The following is a 19,489-nucleotide window of genomic DNA, read 5'->3' as shown; positions in this document are numbered from 1 at the left end:
ATGGCCCGACCCGGTTTCGCGACCCGCCTGTACCAGGGCGAGGCGAACCTCAACATCGTGGGCCGCCGCAAGATGTGGTTCACCATCGCGGCGGCGCTGGTGGCGATCGCCATCGGCAGCTTCGCGATCAACCGCTTCCACCTGGGCATCGAGTTCGCCGGTGGCAGCGAGTTCAGCGTCCCGGCCCAGGTGGACGGGAAGACCCTCCAGCAGTCGGAGATCCAGCAGGCGGTGGAGACCGCGGTTCACGGGGTGGACCCGGAAGCTCAGGTCAACGCGGCGCAGCAGGTCGGCGACGGGGCCGACGCCAACTACAAGATCCGTACCTCCGAGCTCTCCGCCGCCGAGATGGCGGAGGCCAAGACCGCGCTCGCCGAGGACCTCGGCATCGAGGTGACCGCGATCAGCGACCAGCAGGTCTCCTCGGCCTGGGGCGGGGCGGTCATCGACAAGGCGATGCTCGGCCTGGTGATCTTCCTGGTGCTGGTCTCGGCGTACCTGGTGGTCCGCTTCGAGTGGCGGATGGCGGTGGCGGCGCTCACCTCGCTGCTGTTCGACCTGATCTTCACGGCCGGTGTCTACTCGCTGGTCCAGTTCGAGCTCACGCCGTACACCGTGATCGGCTTCCTGACGATCCTCGGTTATTCGCTCTACGACGTGGTGGTGGTGTTCGACAAGGTCCAGGAGAACACCCGCGGCATCACGGCGAGCAGCACCCGGACGTACGGCGAGGCCACCAACCTCGCGGTGAACCAGACCCTGATGCGCTCGCTGAACACGGGCCTGGTGGCGCTGCTGCCGGTCGGCGGCGTGCTCTTCATCGGCGCCGGCCTGCTCGGCGCCGGCACGCTCAAGGACCTGGGTCTGGTGCTCTTCGTCGGTATGGGCGTCGGTGTCATCTCCTCGATCGTGTTCGCCGCCCCGGTGCTGAGCTGGCTCAAGGACCGGGACCCGAAGATCAAGGCGCACAATGCCCGGGTGCTGGCCCGCCGGGCGCAGCGGTCGGACGACGTGGCCCGTGGCGAGCGGTCCCGCTCGGCCGGCGCCACCGAGGGCGACGAGGTGTCGGTGCTGGCCGGCACCAGCACCCCGCGGCCCGGTGCCCGTACCACGCAGAAGCGTGGCGGCACCAACCGCCCGGGGGCCAAGCGCCGCTGACGTACATCGTTGACGGAACGGCCCGCCACCCTCCGGTGGCGGGCCGTTCCTTCTGCGCCGGTTTCGGCCGGGCACCCCGTCCGGGGCAGACGCTAAGCTGTCCGCCGTGAGTAGCGAGATCCCACCGGTCACCGGTGACAGCGGACCCGAGCTGGCGGCGCTGGTGGCCGGCGGCGCGGTCGATGTGCGGGACTTCCCCAAGCCGGGCATCGTGTTCAAGGACCTGATGCCGTTCTTCGGTGACGGCCCGAGGTTCCGGCGGGTCGTCGACGGGATCGTGGCCCACTACGGGGCCGGCTCGTTCGACGTGGTGGCGGGTGTCGAGGCGCGCGGGTTCGTGGTGGCGGCGGCGATCGCGTACGCGACCGGGGTCGGTGTCGTCCCGGTGCGCAAGGCCGGCAAGCTTCCCAGGCCGGGCTTCTCCGCCTCGTACGCGCTGGAGTACGGCGAGGCCACGCTGGAGGTCAGCGAGGACGCGTTCGTGGCCGGACAGCGGGTTCTGGTGGTCGACGACGTGCTCGCCACCGGCGGCACGGCGGCCGCGACCATGGACCTGGTCGAGCGGGCCGGCGGCGTGCTCACCGGGTTCACCGTGTTGATGGAGCTGGCCTTCCTGAACGGCCGGGAGCGGCTCAGCCCGCGTAAGGTACACGCTCTGTTGACCGTTTGATCCTGCTTCGATGTTCTTCGCCCGGCCAGGCCTGCTTATTCGTAGGTTCGGCCGGGGTACTCGGTAGGGCGGTGCGGGTAGGATGGGCGTTCCAAGGTGACCAACCCTGGTTTTGATCCCGGCAAACCTCTGGATCCCGGCAAACCTTTGGATGCTGGCGAACCTTTGGATCTCGGCGATTTGGTGAGGAGGCCGGTGTCCAGCGACGTCGCCCCTCCGGCGGAGGGCACGGTGCAACCGACCCAGAATTCGGGCGATGCTACGCCCGGCGACAAGATCGCTGGTGGCGATCTGGAGAACACCCAGCCGCTCTCGCCCGTGGACGAGCCGGGCAGCGGTTTCGGCCTGGCCAGCGCTCCCACCGGGCGGCGGGTGCGGGCCCGTCTGGCCCGCTTCAACGCCCCATGGCAGAGCACGCAGGTCAGCGAGGTCCTCGAGCCGCTGATCGCGACCCACCGGGCCAGCCACCCGAAGGCGGATGCCCGGGCGCTGCAGAAGGCGTTCGACGTCGCGGCCCGCTGGCACTCCGGCCAGTACCGCAAGTCCGGCGATCCGTACATCACGCATCCGCTGGCCGTGGCGACGATCCTGGCCAACCTGGGCATGGACACCACGACGCTGGTGGCCGCCCTGCTGCACGACACCATCGAGGACACCGACTACTCGCTGGAGAACATGCGCAACGACTTCGGCGCCGAGGTGGCGCTGCTGGTCGACGGCGTGACGAAACTCGACCGGGTCAAGCTCGGTGACGCGGCCAAGGCCGAGACGATCCGCAAGATGGTCGTGGCGATGGCCAAGGACCCGCGGGTGCTCGTGATCAAACTGGCCGACCGGCTGCACAACATGCGCACCCTGACCTTCCTGCCCCGCGCCAAGCAGGAGCAGAAGGCCAAGGAGACGCTGGAGATCCTGGCTCCGCTGGCCCACCGCCTCGGTATGAACACGATCAAGTGGGAGCTGGAGGACCTGGCCTTCGGCACCCTGTTCCCCAAGCGGTTCGAGGAGATCAACCGCCTGATCGGGGAGCACCAGCCGCAGCGTGAGGCGCTGCTGCGCCAGGTGACCAACCGGGTCCAGCTGGACCTGAAGTCGGCGAAGATCAAGGCCGAGGTGACCGGCCGCCCCAAGCACCTGTACTCGATCTACCAGAAGATGATCGTCCGGGGCCGCGACTTCAACGACATCTACGACCTGGTCGGCGTCCGCATCCTGGTCGACACGGTCCGCGACTGCTATGCCGCGCTGGGCGTCATCCACGCGAACTGGCAGCCCGTGCCGGGCCGGTTCAAGGACTACATCGCGATGCCGAAGTTCAACATGTACCAGTCGTTGCACACGACGGTCATCGGCCCGACCGGCAAGCCGGTCGAGATGCAGATCCGCACCTTCGCCATGCACCGCACGGCGGAGTTCGGCATCGCCGCGCACTGGAAGTACAAGGAGCAGAAGGGCGCGACGATCGTCGGCCCGCCGGCGCACATCGACGAGATGACCTGGCTGCGGCAGTTGCTCGACTGGCAGCGCGAGGCGAGCGACCCGTCCGAGTTCCTGGACGCGCTGCGGTTCGACCTCTCCAGCCAGGAGGTCTACGTCTTCACGCCGAAGGGCGACGTGATCCCGCTGCCGACCGGCTCGACGCCGGTCGACTTCGCCTACGCGGTGCACACCGAGGTCGGGCACAAGTGCATCGGCGCCCGGGTCAACGGCAAGCTGGTGCCGCTGGAGTCCCCGCTGTCGAACGGCGACGTGATCGAGATCTTCACGTCCAAGTCCGCGACGGCCGGCCCCACGCAGGACTGGCTCGGCTTCGTGAAGAGCCCCCGCGCCCGGACCAAGATCCGGCAGTACTTCAACAAGGAGCGGCGCGAGGAGGCGATCGAGGACGGCAAGGAGGCGATCGTCAAGGCGATGCGCAAGCAGGGCCTGCCCCTGCAGCGCATGCTGACCAGCGAGAACCTCATGACGATCGCCCGCGATCTGCACCTGGCCGACGTGGCCTCGCTGTACGCCGCGGTCGGGGAGAGCGCCGTCTCCGCCCAGTCGGTCGTGCAGAAGCTGGTCGCCGGCTTCGGCGGCGAGGAGGGGGCGGTCGAGGACATCGCCGAGACCGCCGTCGCCACCCGGCCCCCGCGTAACCGCAGTTCCGCGCAGGATCCGGGCGTCGTGGTGAAGGGCGTCTCGGACGTCTGGGTGAAGCTGGCCCGCTGCTGCACCCCGGTGCCCGGCGACACGGTGTTCGGCTTCGTCACCCGCTCCGGCGGCGTGAGCGTGCACCGGGAGGACTGCGCCAACGCGGAGGACCTGCGCGAGCAGGCCGAGCGGATGGTCGAGGTCAGCTGGAAGCCGACGTCGGCGTCCACGTTCCTGGTGGCCATCCAGGTGGAGGCGCTGGACCGGCACAAGCTGCTGGCCGACGTCACCCGGGTGCTGTCCGAGGAGCGGGTGAACATCCTGTCCGCGACGGTCACCACGACCCGGGACCGGGTGGCGGTCAGCCGCTTCACCTTCGAGATGGCCGACCCGAAGCACCTGGGTCACCTGGTGGCGGCGGTCCGGAAGGTGGACGGCGTGTTCGACGCCTACCGGGTCACGTCGGGCGCGTAGCCCGTACCGAAGCAGAAAAAGGGCGACCCCCGCGGGGGCCGCCCTTTTCGCTGAGCTCAGGTCAGGAGACCGTCATGGTCTTGATGAGGAGCTCCTTCTTCGGGCGACCGCCGCCGGGGCTCGGCTCGAACTTGCCGTCGTCGCCGGCCTTGACCACGTCCTTCACGATGTCGAGGCCCTTGGTGATGGTGCCGAGCAGCGTGTAGTTCGCCGGGAGCTGGGTGTCCTCGGCGACGATGAAGAACTGGCTGCCGGTGCTGTTCGGCATGCCGGTGTTCGCCATCGCGATCGAGCCCGCCGGGTACGGCTTCTCGGTGTCGGTCGGCAGGTTCTCCTCGGCCATGGTGTAGCTCGGGCCGCCCTGGCCGTCGGTGTCGCGGTAGCCCTCGCCGGTGGCGAACGGGTCACCGCACTGGAGAACCCGGAAGCCCTCCTTGTTCACCAGGCGGTGGCACTTGGTGTTGTCGAGGAACTTCTGCTCGGCCAGGTGCTTGTAGCTGGCACCGGTGCACGGGGTCTTGGCGAGGTCGATGTCGGCCGCGATGACACCCAGGCCGGTGTCGAGGGTGAGCACGGCGGAGCCGGTGTTCGGCACGTTGGCCGGGGGCAGGCCGACGTCCTTCACCTTGCCGCCGCCGGCCTCGTCGACCGGGGTCCAGGTGCAGTTCACCGTGCCCGCCGGCGGGCCGGCCGCCTCGGTCTTCTCGTCCTTTTTCAGGGCGCGGATGACGAAGAACGCCGCTCCGGCGATGAGGATCACCGCGGCCGCCGAGCCGAAGATCGCCTGGCGCTGCCGGCGCTTGCGTGCGGCCGCCGAGCGCTCGGCCATCTCCTTCTCGAGCCGGGCCCGCGCTGCCGCGCGCTGCCGGTCCTTGATCGACGACACGGTCTCCTCCATGCTGCTGCTCTCGTCCTTCGAAGTCACGACTGGGCGCTCGCCGAGGGAGCCGCGCTGGCGGCCGCACCGATGGTCAGCGTCTTGATGGTGATCTTGTCCTTGGGCTTGACCTTGTTACCGGCGGAGTCGTCGACCGTGGGGATCTTGGCGATGGCGGCGAGCGTGTCCAGCCCGCCGGTCACCTGGCCGATGATCGAGTACTGCGGCTCGTCGGTGGGGGTGAAGTCCTTGTGGAAGATCAGGAACTGGCTGCCGTTGCTGCCCTTGGGGTTGCCGATCAGAGCGACCGTGCCCTTCGGGTAGACCACCTGGGCTGCCGGGGCGGCGCTCGCGCTGGGCGCGGGCTCCGGCAGCACCGGAAGATTCTCGTCGTAGAAGCTGTAGGTCGGCCCGCCCTGACCGGTGCCGCTCGGGTCGCCGCAGCGCAGCGCGCCCTCGGTGGTGAGCTCGTGGCACTGGGTGTTGTCGAAGAAGGTCTTCCCGGCCAGGTGGGTGAAGCTGGCCGCGGCGCACGGGGCGCTGGCCACGTCGAGACTCACCACGATCGGCTCACCCTTGTCGGTGGTGACCGTCATCGTCTCGGTGCCCTCCTGGGGCAGGTCCTTGGTGGGCGGGGTGCCGACCTCTTTGAGGTCGGGGTTGGTCTGCGCGTTCTGTGGAGTCCACAGGCAGACGTCCGCGGCGGTGGTGTCGGCCGGCTCGTCGCTGTCGAACGCGCCACCGATCCAGGCGCCGCCGACGGCGATGAGGAGCACTGCCAGAGTGGCGCCGACGCCCGCCGAGATCCGGCGACGACGGCGCTCGCGGTCAGCCCGGCGGGCCTGTTGCCGATCGTATTTCGCCCGCGCGAGTTTGCGCTGCCGGTCCTTGCTGGAAGCCACCGAACGCTGTCCCTTCCCGGTACATGTCAAGGGGTGCGGCACGCCACACGACCCGCAAGAGTGTACGGGTACCTCCTGAGAAAGTGGCGTGCGCCCGCCCGGCTACTCTCGTTACGATTCGCACCCACCCCCGCGAGAGGCTGACCCCGTGCTCGTCACCGGCTTTCCGGCCCAGGCCTTCGGCACCAACTGTTATGTGGTCGCCGCCGGTCCGGGGGAGCAGTGCCTGATCATCGATCCGGGGATCGGCGTGCTGGATCAGCTCGAGGAGATCCTCGCCGAGCACCGGCTGTCACCGGCCGCGGTGCTGCTCACCCACGGCCACCTGGACCACACCTTCTCGGTGGCGCCGGTCTGCGGGGCCCGTGGCATCACGGCCTACGTGCACCCCGATGACCGGGAGATGCTCGCCGATCCGGCCAAGGGGCTGAGCACCGACCTGACCGCCCTGTTCGGCGGCCGCCTGCCGTACACCGAACCCGACGACGTCGCGGAGCTCACCGACGGCGCGACCCTGACCATCGCGGGCGTCGAGGTGACGGTCGACCACGCGCCCGGCCATACCGGCGGGTCGGTGCTGTTCCGCCTGCCGGGCGAGTCGTCGGAGGAGATCTGCTTCTCCGGGGACGTGCTCTTCGCGGGGTCGATCGGGCGCACCGACCTGCCGGGCGGCAGCACCCCGACGATGATGGCCAGCCTGCGGGACAAGATCCTGCCGCTGGCCGACGAGACCGTCGTGCTGCCCGGCCACGGACCGGCCACCACCATCGGCCGTGAGCGCGCGTCGAACCCGTACCTGCGGGAACTGATCGCCGCGCCCGGCCGCTTCCTGTAGGAGATTCTCACGTGCCTATTTCCGGTTTCCCCGAGTGGCTGCCGTCGCAGCGGATCATCGAGCAGCGGGTGCTCGACCGGATCCGGTCCACCTTCGAGCTGTACGGCTTCGCTCCCCTGGAGACCCGCGCCGTCGAGCCGCTGGACATCCTGCTGTCCAAGGGCGAGACGTCGAAGGAGGTCTACCTGCTGCACCGGCTCCAGGAGGAGGAGGGCGCCAAGCGGGAGGACCAGCTCGGCCTGCACTTCGACCTGACCGTCCCGTTCGCACGGTTCGTCACGGAGAACCACGGCAAGCTCCAGTTCCCGTTCCGGCGCTACCAGATCCAGAAGGTCTGGCGCGGCGAGCGCCCGCAGGAGGGCCGCTACCGCGAGTTCCTCCAGGCCGACATCGACGTGGTGAACCGGGACACGCTGCCGTTCCACTTCGACACCGAGATGCCGCTGGTGATCGGGGACGTGTTCCGGTCGCTGCCGATCCCGCGGGCCACCATCCTGGTCAACAACCGCAAGATCTGTGAGGGCTTCTACCGCGGCCTCGGTCTCGAGGACACGGCGCAGGTCCTGCGTACGGTCGACAAGCTCGACAAGATCGGCCCGGAGAAGGTGGCGGCCGCCCTGGTGGAGACCGCCGGCGCCACCGACTCCCAGGCCGCGCAGTGCCTGCGGCTCGCGGAGATCTCGGCCACCGACGGCTCGTTCGCCGACCGGGTCCGGGCCCTCGGCGTCACCGACCCGATGCTCGACGAGGGTCTCGCCGAGCTGCTCCAGGTGGTGGAGACGGCCAACGAGCACTCGCCGAGCCTGGTCCGCGCCGAACTCAAGATCGCCCGTGGGCTGGACTACTACACCGGCACGGTCTACGAGACCCTGCTGGAGGGCTACGAGCGGTTCGGTTCGATCACCTCCGGCGGGCGCTACGACAACCTGGCGTCGGTGGGCAACACCCGCTTCCCCGGCGTCGGCATCTCCATCGGAGTGTCCCGCCTGCTCGGCCTGCTCTTCGGCCAGGACGCGCTGACCGTCTCCCGGTCGGTGCCGACCTGCGTCGTGGTGGCCCTGCCCAGCGACGACCGGCGCGCCGAGTGCGACCGGATCGCGGCGGCCCTGCGTGGGCGGGGGATCCCGACCGAGGTGGCGCCGTCCGCCGCGAAGTTCGGCAAGCAGATCCAGTTCGCCGACCGGCGCGGGATTCCGTACGTGTGGTTCCCCGGCGAGCCGGACACGGTGAAGGACATCCGCTCAGGTGAGCAGGTCGAGGCGGATGCGGGGACCTGGCAGCCGGCGCCCGACGACCTCCACCCGAACGTGTCCGCGCGCTGACTAAGAGTCATATCAGGACGGTCCGGCGGCTACCTTGAGGGGATGCCGCTGGACCAGACCGCCCTGCTCCTCGAGTTGGAGCCCGTCGTCGCCGCGAACCTCGACCGGCATCTGGCGCTCGCCAAGGAGTGGTTCCCCCATGAGTACGTGCCGTGGAGCGAGGGCCGCACCTTCGACGGTCTCCTCGGTGGCGAGGCGTGGCGGCCGGACGACTCGAAGCTGCCGGACGCCGCCCGTACCGCGCTGATCGTCAACCTGCTCACCGAGGACAACCTGCCCTCGTACCACCACGAGATCGCCACCCTGTTCGGCCGGGACGGCGCCTGGGGCACCTGGGTGCACCGGTGGACCGCCGAGGAGGGCCGGCACGGCATCGCGATCCGTGACTATCTGACCGTCACCCGTGGTGTGGACCCGGTGGAGCTGGAGCGCGCCCGCATGGAGCACATGCAGTCCGGCTACGTCAACCGGCACGACGGCGACGTGCTGCACTCCATCGCGTACGTCGCCTTCCAGGAGCTCGCCACCCGGATCTCGCACCGCAACACCGGCCGGGCCACCGGCGACCCGATCGCCGAGCAGTTGCTGACCCGGGTCGCCGCCGACGAGAACCTGCACATGGTCTTCTACCGCAACCTGCTCAGTGCGGCCTTCGAGCTGGAGCCGGACCGGGCCATGCGGGCGGTCGCCGACGTCGCCGCCGGCTTCCGGATGCCGGGGGCGAACATCGCGGGCTTCGGGCGCAAGGCGGTGGCCATCGCGCTGGCCGGCATCTACGACCTGCGCCAGCACCGGGACGAGGTGCTCGCGCCGGTGCTGCGCCAGTGGAACGTCTGGGACCGTACCGATCTGCGTGGTGACGGTGAGCGGGCACGCGAGCAACTCGCGGCGCAGATGAGCGAGCTGGAGGCGCAGGCCGCGCGCTTCGAGGAGAGGAGAGAGGCCCGAAACCACCGGTACGCCTAGGCAGGCTCCTGGATTAGGCGGTTGTTTCGGATTTGTTCCGATTAACCTCAACAGTAGCTCGAGGCTCTGTTGAGGAGGGGCGGTGGACGCAGACGCCGATCCGCGCCACGGGCGGCTGCTGATCATGGGTGGCGCGGCCGGTTCCGAGCTGCTCGGCAGGTTCGTGGAGCTCGCCGGATCGGGGGCCGCGCGCATCGTGGTCATCGCCACGGCCAGTGAGTCCCCGGAGAGCACCGAGTCCGCCTACCGGGAGAGATTCGCCGGCCTCGGCGCGGGGGACGTCCGCGCGCTGAGGTTGGCTCACCGGGCCGCCGCCAACGCGCCGGAGACCGAGTCCGTCCTGCGTGCCGCGACCGGTGTCTTCTTCACCGGCGGGGACCAGGAGCGGATCACCGGCGTGCTGGGCGGCACCGCGACCGACACGTTGCTGCACGCCCTGGTCGGTGAAGGGCGGGTGGTGCTCGCCGGAACCAGCGCGGGCGCCGCGGTGATGTCCGCCACCATGATCATCGGCGGGGAGCGCCCCGGCGTGGCCGCGGACAGCGTGCGCACCGGCCCGGGGCTCGAATTCCTGCCGTGCGTGCTGATCGACCAGCACTTCGCCGAGCGGGGGCGGCTCAACCGGCTGCTCAGCGCGGTGGCCCGCTACCCGCACGAACTGGGCGTGGGCATCGACGAGGACACCGCCATCCTGACCGGGGGCGACACCTTCGAGGTCCTCGGCAGTGGAGCGGTGACGGTGGTCGACGCCGGCGCCGCGACCGACATCCGGGTTCCGCCGGCCGGGCCGATCACGCTCGCCGGCGCCCGCATCCACGTGCTGCCGGCCGGCTGCACCTTCCACCTCTCGGGCCGCCGACCCGGCACCGGCCCGCCCCCAGAACGGGAACCAGCCGCATGAAGATCGAAAGCCTCCGCCGCCTGCGCGGACCCAACGTCTACCTGTCCCGGCCCGCCGTGGTGGCCCGGGTGGACCTCGGTGAGCTCGCCGGCGAGGAGACCACCGACGTCACCGGGTTCACCGAACGCCTGTTGCGGGCGGTGCCCGGCCTGGCCGAGCACCACTGCGCCGCCGGAGTGCCCGGCGGGTTCGTGAGCCGGCTGCGCAACGGCACCTACTTCGGCCACGTCAGCGAGCACGTCTGCATCGAGTTGTCCCAGCTCATCGGACGGGACATCAGCTTCGGGCGGACCGTCGCGGCGGACCGGCCCGGGGTCTACGACGTGATCATCGAATGTCCGGTGGACGAGTCGCCCGAATCGTCGGTGCCGGGTGAGCTGCTGGAGGCCGCGATCGGGCTGGTCCTGGAGGTGCACAGCGGCTCCGGGCCGTCGGCCCGCACCCTGGCCGAGCGGCTCTCCGGGCTGGCCGAGCTGGCCGAACGGGAGGCCACCGGGCCCAGCACCCGGTCGATCATCGCGGCCGCCCGCCTTCGAGGCATCCCGGTGGAACGGTTCGACGATCTCAGCCTGGTGCGGCTGGGCTGGGGCCACCGCCGCCGGCTGGCCTGGGCGGCCATGACCGACCGGACCAGCGCCGTGGGCGTGGACATCGCCGGGGACAAGCACGTCACCCGGCGGCTGCTCGACGAGGCGGGCATCCCGGTCGCTCCCGGCGGGGTGGCCGCCACCGCAGGCGACGCTGTTCGACTCCTCGGTGAACTGGGCGCCCCCGTGGTGGTCAAGCCCCGGCACGGCCGGCAGGGGCACCTCGTGGCGCTGCACCTGGACACCGCCGACGCCGTCGAGCGCGCCTGGGCCGCGATCGGCGGCGAGGTGGTGGTGGAGCGGCACCTCGCCGGCCGCGACTACCGCGTGCTGGTGGTGTCCGGCGAGGTGGTGGCGGCCGCCGAACGGGTCGCCGCGCACGTCGTCGGCGACGGCCGGGCCACGATCGCCGAGCTGGTCGGGCGGGTCAACGCCGATCCGCGCCGGGGCGCCGGCCACTCCCGGGTGCTGACCCGGATCGTCCTCGACGAGGCGGTGGAGGAGGTGCTGCGCCGTACCGGGCACACACCGGAGTCGGTTCCGGAGGAGGGCCGGGTCGTCCGGCTGCGCGATGCCGCGAACCTGTCCACCGGCGGCACCAGCCGGGACGTCACCGATCAGGTGCACCCGGACGTGACCCGGCTCTGCCGGCGGGTCGCCGCCCTGGTCGGCCTGGACATCGCCGGGATCGATCTGCGTCTGCCGGACATCGCGGCGCCGGTGCCGCCCACCGGGGAACAGGCCACCGCCGGGGTGATCGAGGTCAACGCCGTACCCGGGTTGCGGATGCACCTGGCGCCGGTGCACGGCCGGGCCCGCGACGTGGGCGACGCGATCGTCCGGGCCATGTTCCCGGGCGGTTCGGACGGGCGGATCCCGGCCGTCGCGATCACCGGCACCAACGGCAAGACGACGGTGACCCGGCTGACCGCCCACCTGCTCAGCGGCAGCGGCATGCGGGTCGGCATGACCAGCACCGACGGGGTCTCCATCGACGGCCGGATCATCCAGGTCGCGGACGCCACCGGGCCGCGGTCGGCGCAGATGGTGCTCGGCGACCCACAGGTCGAGGTGGCGGTCCTGGAGACGGCCCGGGGCGGGCTGCTGCGGCGCGGGCTCGGCTACGACTGGTCCGACGTCGGGGTGATCACCAACATCACGGCCGACCACCTGGGCCAGGACGGGCTCGACTCGATCGAGGACCTGGCGCACGTCAAGGCGGTGGTGGCCGAGCGGGTCCGGGACGGCGGGACGCTGGTCCTCAACGCCGACGATCCGTGGGTGCGCAGCCTGGCCGGCCGGCCCCGGGTACGGGCGGACCGCAAGCGCCTGATCTGGTTCGGTCTGGACGCCGGGAACCCGGTGCTCGGGGAGCATCTGGCCCGTGGCGGGGCGGCGTACGTGCTGCACGACGGCTGGCTGGTGCAGGCGACCGGCGCGCGGCGGACGCCGCTGATGCGGTTGGCCGAGGTGCCGGGGGCGTACGGCGGTGCGGCCCTGCACGTGGCCGCCGACACGCTCGCCGCGATCGCCGCGGCCCGGGCCCTCGGCGCCCGTCCGGAGAACCTGGCCGACCGGCTCGCCGAGTTCGACCCGAGTGTCGAGAACCCCGGGCGGGGCACCCTGTTCCGGGTCGGCGACGTCTCGGTGTTCGTCGACTACGCGCACAACCCGGCCGCGCTGGCCGCCACGCTGCGGACGCTGCACCGGCTGTGGGGCGCCGAACGCTGCGTGGCCGCGGTCACGCTGCCCGGGGACCGGCGCGAGGACCTTCTGGCCGCCTCGGCGCAGGTTCTGGCGGACGGCCTGACCCGGGTGGTGCTCTACGAGGACGAGGACCGGCAGGGCCGGCCGGCCGGCGAGGTCGTGGCGCTCATCGAGCGGGAGATGCGGGCCCGCCGCCCACAGTTGACCGCGGTGCGGGCGGACGGCTACCGCTCGGCGGTCGCTGCGGCGCTGCGGCTGGCCGGGCCCGGCGAGGTGGTCCTGGTGATCTACGAGAAGTGGGAGCCGATGCGGGCCCACCTCGCCGAGCTGGGCGCGGTGCCGGGCGGCGGGGCGCCGGTGCTGAGCGGGGTCACGTCACTGTCGTCGCGGGCCGCCGGGGCGGTTCCGCACGTGACCCGCGAGCTCACCGGACTCCCGGCGCGAGGGTGACGACATTGACAGATCAAGGACAGACTTGATCTCTCTCTGTAGTGAAGTGTTGACCGATCGTGAACGCCTCCGGAGTGGACTCACCCGGAAGGTTGAGAGTGAAAGTTCCGACGAAGCGGGCATTCGCTGCCCATCGTCGTGGCGCTATGTGGCGGCCTGGTGGCGGAAAGCCCTTTCCCGCACGGTGCGGTAACCCGTACGAGCGGCTTCCGTGACCGAACTGACGGTAATGATGCGCAGGTAGATCGCCTGGTGATGGGTCGAACTGGTGACCGATTGGGACTAACATCCTCGCCGTCGATGGGGGATGCTCGGAGTCCGATGGTGGGCCCGACTCGCCCGGCGTCGGGCAGCATGGCGGTGCGGTCCGGCGATCTTCTCGAAGCGCGCATGTGGGGGCACATGAGCACGACGGACCTGCCCGGTTCGGGGTTGCTCGCCGGTCGTTACCGACTGGTCGAGCGCCTCGGTGCCGGCGGGATGTCAGTGGTTTGGCGAGGGTTCGACGAAGTGCTGGGGCGGCAGGTCGCGGTGAAGGTCCTGCCGCCGTCGACGAGCGCGGACCCCTCGTTCCGGCGCAGGCTGCGCGCGGAGGCCCAGGCCGCCGCGCGGCTGACGCATCCCAACATCACCAATGTGTACGACTACGGCGAGGCCACCACGGTGGATGGCGAGCCGGTGCCCTATGTCGTGATGGAACTCGTCGACGGTGAGTCCCTGGCCGCCGTCCTGGCCCGGGTGCGGATGCTGAAGTGGCCGACCGCCGTGCGGATCTCCGCGGAGGTCGCGGCGGCCCTGGCGGCGGCGCACGCCCGGGGCATCGTGCACCGCGACGTCACCCCGGCCAACGTGATGCTCACCCCGAGCGGCGCCAAGGTGGTCGACTTCGGCATCTCGGCGCTGATCGGGGAGAACGACACCGACCCGGACGGCAGCCTGATGGGCACCCCGGCCTACCTGGCGCCGGAGCGCCTGGAGGGCGGCGTGGTCAGCCCGGCCACCGACGTCTACGCGGTCGGCCTGCTGATCTACCGGATGCTGATCGGCCAGCTGCCGTGGGACGTCGGCACCACCACGGCCCTGCTGCGCGCCCATCAGTACACCGAGCCCGACCCGCTGCCGCCGGTCGACGGCCTGCCGTCCGGGGTGGAGGCGCTGGTCGCCCGCTGCCTGGAGAAGCACCCGGCGGACCGGCCGTCCAGTGCCGAGCTGGCGCACGTGCTGGCCGGCGCCTCGGCGAGCGCCCCGATGGTCACCTCCGGCTTCGAGGCGGGCTGGGAGGACGGCGAGGACACCTTCATCCTCCCGTCGGGGTACCCGTACTCCGGCTTCGGCCCGGCGGCCGCCGCGGCGGCCTCGGCGGCCGGTGAGGTGACCGACCCGGATTCGCCCGGCCCGACCGTCCCGGCGGGCCCCACCGAGCCGTCGTCGAAGCCGTTCGAGAGGATGCCCGCCCGGGCCTCCTCCGCACCGCCGTTGCGGCCCGGCGCCGGCGGCCCACCGCCGGTCCCGGCCGGCGGCCGTCCCACCAACCGCAACCACGTCCGGCTGCGCCGGGTCGTGGTGGTGGCCGGCACGGTCGCCGTGCTGAGCGGCCTCACCTACGGCTGGACGGCTATCGGCCAGTCCGAGAAGACCCCGGCCGGCGCGTCGACGCCGCAGCCCACCGTGGTGCCCCCGGCCGGTCAGTGCGTGGTGAGCTACGCCGTCTGGTCCGACACCGGCGGAAGGTTCAAGGCCCAGGTGACGCTCGCCAACCGGGACGACACCCCGGTCCAGGGGTGGAGCCTGTGGTTCCTGATGAACGGCGACCAGATCCTGTCCGGCAACGGGAAGGTCCTGCTCAAGCAGGACGACCGGGAGGTCCGGGTCGCCTCGACCACGGTGATCGCCCCGCAGCGCACCACCACGATGCAGATCACCGGGCGCTACACCGAGAGCAACCAGGCGCCCCTGGTCTTCAAGCTCAACAACCAGACCTGCGAGACGTACGTGTCGTCCGAACCCGGCGAGCCGTCCCGCCCGGTGGAAATCCTCTCCGACGGTCAGGTGCGCCTCGGCGACCCGACCACCTCGCCGGGCATCTCGATCGGGCCCAGCGGCAGCGTGCACATCACCACCACGCCGACGCCGACGCGGACCACCTCGAAGCCGGCGACGGTCAAACCGGACCCGGGCGCCAGCACCACGAAGACGTCGGCCCCGGGCGGCACCGACCCGTCGGACACCATCGAGCCGTCGGTGCCGTCGTCCGAGGGCCCGTCGAACCCGGGCGGCATCGTCGACCCGACCGACCCGACCAAGCCGCCCGCCCCGGGCACGTCGCTCGACGAGGATTGCGACTCGGCGGATCCGGATTGCGCCGGAGGAACCGGGGGCGGATGACCGAAAGACGGGCCGTTCGGCCCGTTCGGCCCGGAAAACCACAGGCCGGCGAGCCGGCGACCGCGTTACGGTGAACGGGACCGACAGGCGCTTCTGCTCCACTCCGGTCATCCGGATTGCGGCATTTTGGCGCGGCGTGGCTGCCGGCCCATGTGGCACCCGAGTGGATGATGGGCGAGAGTCCGGCTACCACGTGGTGTCAGCCGATTCCAAGCAGGTCGTCGACATCGGGGAGTTCGACAAATGTTCAGCACAGTGAAGGACCTGGCCGCCGAGGCGCTGTTCGTCTCGTACCTGCAGCCGTCCGAAAGCCCGACGCGGGCGTCCGTGGAGCAGGCGATCACCATGATGATCCTGCGCCACGGCAGTGACGGCTGTGCTGCCGGTGTGGCAACCGAGTTCGGCGACCACCCGGAGGCCGCGGTGCGGCGGATGGCGTGGGTGCACGCGGCGCTGGCTGAGGTGCTGGCCCCGCCGCGCATGCCGGTGCTGCACTGAAGCCGCCCCCTCGTTGTTCCTGAACCCGGCCGTGATCGCGGCCGGGTTCCGTGTTTAAACCTCGCCGGTCCGTCATGGTCCCCACCGGGCTGAGGTTTTTCGTGAAAAAACTCCACAAATGCAACCGAGTTCGGCCGCCGCTGCACCCTACGGCGGCCACTGTTCTCCTTGTCAGCTGGTTTCACCAGCCGGTTAGTACAAGCGAGGAGGACTACGTGACCGCCACGACCGAACTCCCCGCCACCATCGGCACCGGCCACGATGCGCCGTCGGGGCACGACATCGAGGACCTGATCCGCGAAAACATGCCGATGGTTGGCCATCTGGTCCGGGAGCTCCTTAACCGGGTGCCCGGCCATGTCCACGCGGACGACCTCTCGTCCGCCGGTTTCGCGGCCCTGCTCAGCGCCGCCCGCTCGTTCGATGTGACCCGCGGCATCCCGTTCCACCGCTTCGCCGCCGTCCGGATCCGGGGCGCCCTGCTCGACGAACTCCGCGGACAGGACTGGGCCAGCCGATCGGTACGGGCACGGGCCCGGCGCGCCACCACCGCACGTCAGGAACTCACCGCCGCTCTGGGGCGCACCCCCAGCGACGCCGAGGTCGCCGAGATGCTCGGCATCGGCATCTCCGAGCTGGCCAGCGTCGAGGACGACGTCCAGAAAGCCTCCCTGCTCAGTCTCCAGGGCTTCCCCACCGGCGCGGCCGAGGAGATGGTGCCGGAGACCTCCGAGGGGCCCGAGGACCTGCTGCTCAAGCGGGAACGCCTCGGCTATCTGCACCAGGCCATCCAGGCGCTGCCCGAGCGGCTGCGCCAGGTGGTGGAGGAGTCGTTCCTCCAGGAGCAGCCGCTGAGCGAGGTGGCCGCCCGGCTCGGGGTCACCGAGTCGCGGATCTCGCAGCTGCGCACCGAGGCGCTGCGGTTGCTGCGGGAGGGCCTCAACTCCTCGCTCGCGCCGGAACTGCTCACCGTGGCCGCGGGAGGACCCCGGACGCGGAAGGGCTGCCTCCAGCGGCGGCGCAGCGAGTACTTCGCGAAGGTGGCCCAGCAGGGGAGCCTCCACACCCGGCTGGCGCTGACCGACAGTCACGGCGTGCCGATCGCGGTCGCCGCCTGACCTCGCCGACGGGCGCGGATCCGGCCACGCCGGAATTCCGCGCCCGATCCGCTCCGAACTCGACGGAGCGTCGTTGGGCCGACCCACCGACATCTCCGGCTCCTGTGATCGTTCGGTCCGGGACTGCCGGCCGGCCGCGCGACGAAGTGGACGGCAGCCTTCTCCTCGTGCCGGCCGGGGCCTATCCGGCGTACCGGGCGGCGCGGATCGAGCCGACCGAGGCGCCGCGCCGCTGAACGATCAGAACCACCCCGACGGCGGCGAGCCACAGGCCCCAGGCGGTGCTGCCGATCAGTCCCGCCGGCTCCCACACCGGGAAGCCCGGCACCGCGGTGGCCAGCACGTCACCCTGGTTGAACAGGTAGAGCGCCGACGCGCTCAGCCCCGACCAGCCGATCCAGCGGGGCAGCACGCCGGACCGCAGCGCCACCACGCTCACCGTCGCCGACCACACGATCGCCAGCACCTGCCCGAGATGCTCGCCGAGCAGCGCGCCGCCGAACTGGTGCTGTGCCGTCCAGGCCGCCTCCAGCGCCGGCCGGGTCGCCGCGTCGCCCTCCGCCCACGGGCCGGCCAGCGCGGGCACCACGAACACCCAGCGCAGGAAACCGATCAGGGACAGCAGCGCGGAGGCCGCACCGATCGCGCCGGCCGTCCGCAACGCCGGGTCCGTGCCGCGCCCCAGGGCCGCCGACATCATCGACATGGGTACGCCCACCAGCGCGTACGTCCATGCGACAGCGAACCACGTCCAGACCAGCGACGGGCCCCCGGCGTGGAACGAGGCGAGCACCACCGGAGCCGGTTCGCGCAGGATGTCCGGCCAGTCGAAGGTGGCCGACAGCACGCTGGAGGCCACCGTGAAACCCGCCGCCGAGGCCAGCAGAAGGACGCCGGTCCAATTCTGTACGCCGTGCAGAGTCTTCATGCAGCGAATGCTGTACGGTGTGCGGAGATAAGTCAAGGGGGTGGCCAGTGACCGAGCCCAGACGCCGGCCCGGACCGAAACGCGCGCTCACCGAACAGGCCGTGCTCGACGCGGCGCTGACCCTGCTGGACACCGACGGGCCCGGCGCGGCCTCGATCCGGCGGATCGCGGCGGTCCTCGGAGTGTCGCCGAACTCGGTCTACACGTATCTCCCGGACAAGTCGGCCATCGAGCAGGCTCTGGTGGAACGGCTGCTCGGCGACCTGAACCGGGCCGCACCGGGCGGCGGTGACTGGCGGACCGACCTGGAGGCGCTCGCCCTCGACCTGCGGCGGCGGCTCACCGCCCATCCGGGAGCCGTTCCACTGCTGCTCGGCGGCGCGATGAACGGGCCGGAGGCGCTGCTGCTCGGTGAGCGGCTACTCGACCTGCTGGCTCGCGCGGGGCTCTCCGCGGCGGAGGCGGCGCGCGGCGCGTACCTGATCATGGTCTATGTCCTGGGCGCGATCGCCCTGGAGGTGGCCGACGTGCCGCGGGCCGGCGCGCTGGCCCCCGAAGAGGACCGCATCGCCGCCCGGCGTGCGGCGATGTCCCAGGTCCCGGCGGCGATGTTCCCGCGCACGGCGGCCGCCGTCGACGTCACCGCCACCTGGATCGGCACCGACCAGTACCTCTGGGGCCTGCACCGGGTCCTCGACGGCCTGCCCACCCACGCTTGACCGGCCGCGCAGCTGGTGTTTCGTGCCCCTCAGCGGTGGCAGAGCGGATCGAGGGCGGCCTGCACCTCGCGGATGTCGGCGCCGACCGCCGTGGCCAGCACGCCCGGCCCGGCCAGCGGCATCACCGCCGCGTTCGGGCCGGCCACGCCCGGCTCCGGGAGGCCGGAACCGGCGGCCACCAGCGTGCCCACCGCGCGGCCGCCGCCGAGCACGGCGGCGCCGTCCCAGCCCGGAGCGCCCGGCCCGACCGCGAGTTCGTGCCGGTAGAGGGTGACCCCGGCGTACCGGATCGTGGTGTCCGCCCGGACCGCGCCGGACGGCTCGTCGTGCCGCCCGCAGACCAGGTCGTCACGCCAGAGGAGCGTGCCGCCGTCGGCCACGTCGACCCTGGTCACCGCGATGTGGTCGCACCCGGCCGCCGCGATCAGCGGCTCCGGCAGCCAGCGCAGCGCGCCCCCGGCCGCGACCGTCGCGGTGACGGTCAGCCGGGACGGCGGCCCGGGCCGGCCGGGGAGGGCGAGCGAGGCCGCCACGCTGAGCATCTCCAGCACGGCTCCCGGCCCCACCTCGATGTCCAGCCGCAGGCCGTCGCCGCGCAGCGGCCCGGCCGCCCCGCCGACCAGGTGCACCGTCGTGCCGCCGGCGCTTCGTGGCCCGGTGCGGCGCAGCAGCAGCGGCGACTCACCCCGCAGCACGGCGAGCCGCGTCCCGCCCCGCCCGTCCGCCTCGGCCACGACGGTCGCGCTCGCCCGCATGAAGCGGCTCGCCCCCGCAGGCCCGGCCCCGGCCTCAGCCCTGGCCCCGGCTCCAGCCCCGGGTTGGCGTGGGAGGTGGAGGAGCGAGTTGGCCCCGGCCCCGG

General features: G+C 71.5%; 16 protein-coding genes. 12 read left to right on the top strand and 4 right to left on the bottom strand.

Annotation, left to right across the window (positions count from 1 at the left end; genetic code table 11):
• The 3 genes from secF (at position 1) to KZ829_RS32415 (ending at position 4,435) form a co-directional block, all read left to right on the top strand.
• Positions 1-1,158: a protein translocase subunit SecF gene (gene secF / locus KZ829_RS32425; RefSeq protein WP_220147648.1), complete on the top strand. Its 1,158-nt coding sequence runs from the start codon at positions 1-3 to the stop codon at positions 1,156-1,158.
• A gap of 106 nt (positions 1,159-1,264) precedes the next feature.
• Positions 1,265-1,828, top strand: coding sequence for an adenine phosphoribosyltransferase (locus KZ829_RS32420; protein ID WP_183215318.1), 564 nt, complete (start codon positions 1,265-1,267; stop codon positions 1,826-1,828).
• A 195-nt stretch (positions 1,829-2,023) separates the two neighbouring features.
• The gene (locus tag KZ829_RS32415) at positions 2,024-4,435 is read left to right on the top strand and encodes a RelA/SpoT family protein (RefSeq protein ID WP_220147647.1); all 2,412 of its coding nucleotides are present in this window, start codon (positions 2,024-2,026) and stop codon (positions 4,433-4,435) included.
• A 61-nt stretch (positions 4,436-4,496) separates the two neighbouring features.
• Here KZ829_RS32415 and KZ829_RS32410 read toward each other — a convergent pair whose 3' ends face one another.
• Entirely contained in the window at positions 4,497-5,321 is an 825-nt protein-coding gene (locus tag KZ829_RS32410) for a peptidylprolyl isomerase (protein ID WP_220147766.1), read from the bottom strand.
• 35 nt (positions 5,322-5,356) lie between these two features.
• Positions 5,357-6,214 carry a peptidylprolyl isomerase gene (locus KZ829_RS32405; RefSeq protein WP_220147646.1) on the bottom strand — a complete coding sequence of 286 codons (858 nt, stop codon included), beginning with the start codon at positions 6,212-6,214 and terminating at the stop codon, positions 5,357-5,359.
• 148 nt (positions 6,215-6,362) lie between these two features.
• Between KZ829_RS32405 and KZ829_RS32400 the strand changes: the two genes are divergently transcribed.
• The 8 genes from KZ829_RS32400 to KZ829_RS32365 all read left to right on the top strand — a co-directional run bounded on the left by KZ829_RS32400 (position 6,363) and on the right by KZ829_RS32365 (position 16,983).
• The gene (locus KZ829_RS32400) at positions 6,363-7,049 is read left to right on the top strand and encodes an MBL fold metallo-hydrolase (RefSeq protein WP_183215312.1); all 687 of its coding nucleotides are present in this window, start codon (positions 6,363-6,365) and stop codon (positions 7,047-7,049) included.
• Between the two features lie 11 nt (positions 7,050-7,060).
• Positions 7,061-8,371, top strand: a complete 1,311-nt coding sequence (gene hisS / locus KZ829_RS32395; protein WP_220147645.1) for a histidine--tRNA ligase — start codon at positions 7,061-7,063, stop codon at positions 8,369-8,371.
• Positions 8,372-8,413: 42 nt separating this feature from the next.
• Positions 8,414-9,337 (top strand): acyl-ACP desaturase, encoded by a 924-nt coding sequence (locus KZ829_RS32390; protein WP_220147644.1) that lies wholly within the window; start codon positions 8,414-8,416, stop codon positions 9,335-9,337.
• A gap of 82 nt (positions 9,338-9,419) precedes the next feature.
• Positions 9,420-10,238: a cyanophycinase gene (locus tag KZ829_RS32385; RefSeq protein WP_308285750.1), complete on the top strand. Its 819-nt coding sequence runs from the start codon at positions 9,420-9,422 to the stop codon at positions 10,236-10,238.
• On the top strand, positions 10,235-12,982 hold the full coding sequence (gene cphA, locus KZ829_RS32380) for a cyanophycin synthetase (protein ID WP_220147643.1): 2,748 nt from the start codon (positions 10,235-10,237) through the stop codon (positions 12,980-12,982). The genes KZ829_RS32385 and cphA overlap by 4 nt, the downstream gene beginning before the upstream one ends.
• Positions 12,983-13,384: 402 nt before the next feature.
• Complete coding sequence (locus KZ829_RS32375; RefSeq protein WP_246636644.1) at positions 13,385-15,367, top strand: serine/threonine-protein kinase; 1,983 nt, start codon at positions 13,385-13,387, stop codon at positions 15,365-15,367.
• A 243-nt stretch (positions 15,368-15,610) separates the two neighbouring features.
• Entirely contained in the window at positions 15,611-15,865 is a 255-nt protein-coding gene (locus KZ829_RS32370; protein ID WP_183217104.1) for a hypothetical protein, read from the top strand.
• Positions 15,866-16,080: 215 nt separating this feature from the next.
• Positions 16,081-16,983: a sigma-70 family RNA polymerase sigma factor gene (locus KZ829_RS32365; protein WP_220147642.1), complete on the top strand. Its 903-nt coding sequence runs from the start codon at positions 16,081-16,083 to the stop codon at positions 16,981-16,983.
• Between the two features lie 181 nt (positions 16,984-17,164).
• Here the strand turns inward: KZ829_RS32365 and KZ829_RS32360 are convergent, their stop codons facing one another.
• Positions 17,165-17,911 (bottom strand): DUF4386 domain-containing protein, encoded by a 747-nt coding sequence (locus KZ829_RS32360; protein ID WP_220147641.1) that lies wholly within the window; start codon positions 17,909-17,911, stop codon positions 17,165-17,167.
• Between the two features lie 47 nt (positions 17,912-17,958).
• On the opposite strand from KZ829_RS32360, the gene KZ829_RS32355 reads away from it, so the two are divergent.
• Positions 17,959-18,630, top strand: a complete 672-nt coding sequence (locus tag KZ829_RS32355) for a TetR/AcrR family transcriptional regulator (protein ID WP_220147640.1) — start codon at positions 17,959-17,961, stop codon at positions 18,628-18,630.
• Between the two features lie 29 nt (positions 18,631-18,659).
• On the opposite strand, the gene KZ829_RS32350 is transcribed toward KZ829_RS32355, so the two are convergent.
• Entirely contained in the window at positions 18,660-19,385 is a 726-nt protein-coding gene (locus tag KZ829_RS32350) for an urease accessory protein UreD (protein WP_220147639.1), read from the bottom strand.
• Between the last annotated feature and the right edge of the window lie 104 nt (positions 19,386-19,489).

The organism is Actinoplanes hulinensis (assembly GCF_019429605.1).
Classification (GTDB): domain Bacteria; phylum Actinomycetota; class Actinomycetes; order Mycobacteriales; family Micromonosporaceae; genus Actinoplanes; species Actinoplanes campanulatus.
The sequence above is the reverse complement of the archived record's forward strand: the minus strand, read 5'-3'. Positions and strand labels throughout refer to the sequence as shown.

Coding starts and splice junctions, on each gene's coding strand:
- secF (WP_220147648.1), top strand. CDS start 1: ATGGCCCGACCCGGTTTCGCGACCCGCCTGTACCAGGGCGAGGCGAAC.
- KZ829_RS32390 (WP_220147644.1), top strand. CDS start 8,414: ATGCCGCTGGACCAGACCGCCCTGCTCCTCGAGTTGGAGCCCGTCGTC.
- cphA (WP_220147643.1), top strand. CDS start 10,235: ATGAAGATCGAAAGCCTCCGCCGCCTGCGCGGACCCAACGTCTACCTG.
- KZ829_RS32375 (WP_246636644.1), top strand. CDS start 13,385: ATGAGCACGACGGACCTGCCCGGTTCGGGGTTGCTCGCCGGTCGTTAC.
- KZ829_RS32370 (WP_183217104.1), top strand. CDS start 15,611: ATGTTCAGCACAGTGAAGGACCTGGCCGCCGAGGCGCTGTTCGTCTCG.
- KZ829_RS32360 (WP_220147641.1), bottom strand. CDS start 17,911: ATGAAGACTCTGCACGGCGTACAGAATTGGACCGGCGTCCTTCTGCTG.
- KZ829_RS32350 (WP_220147639.1), bottom strand. CDS start 19,385: ATGCGGGCGAGCGCGACCGTCGTGGCCGAGGCGGACGGGCGGGGCGGG.